1 protein-coding gene is annotated in these 434 nt (G+C 64.5%); it reads right to left on the reverse strand.

The features are described from left to right. A partial coding sequence (locus HX869_RS31225) for an aldehyde dehydrogenase family protein (RefSeq protein ID WP_178904181.1) occupies window positions 1–351 on the reverse strand: 351 nt, incomplete at its 3' end. Between the last annotated feature and the right edge of the window lie 83 nt (window positions 352–434).

Below are 434 nucleotides of genomic sequence, written 5' to 3' on the forward strand. Positions count from 1 at the left end.
CGGGATGAAGCTTGCGGCATAGGCGATTTCGCCGCGGGCTTCGGCCAGCGGTTTGCCTTGTTCCTGGCTGAGGATGCGGGCGAGGTCCTCCTGGTGTTCGAGGATCAGTGCCGCCCAGCGCCGCAGGATCGTGGCGCGGGCATCGAGGTTCTGTTCACGCCAGGCGGAAAACGCGCGGTGGGCGGCGTCGATTGCGGCGACAATTTGCGGTTTTTCCAGCATCGGCACGTGGCCGATCAACTGTTGGTTCGCCGGGTCATGTACGGCGATGGTGCTGGCACTGGCGCTGTGGACCCAATGGCCGTCGACGTAGCACAGGGCTTTGAACAGCAGCGGGTGTTTGTAGGTCATCGGGGTCACTCCGGATGGGCTGAGTGGGTGCAATGCTAGGGCAGGGGCAGGCGCGGGATTGGTGGTTTGGTGGGGGTGGGGCA

It is taken from the genome of Pseudomonas sp. P7779 (genome assembly GCF_013386315.1).
Taxonomy (GTDB): domain Bacteria; phylum Pseudomonadota; class Gammaproteobacteria; order Pseudomonadales; family Pseudomonadaceae; genus Aquipseudomonas.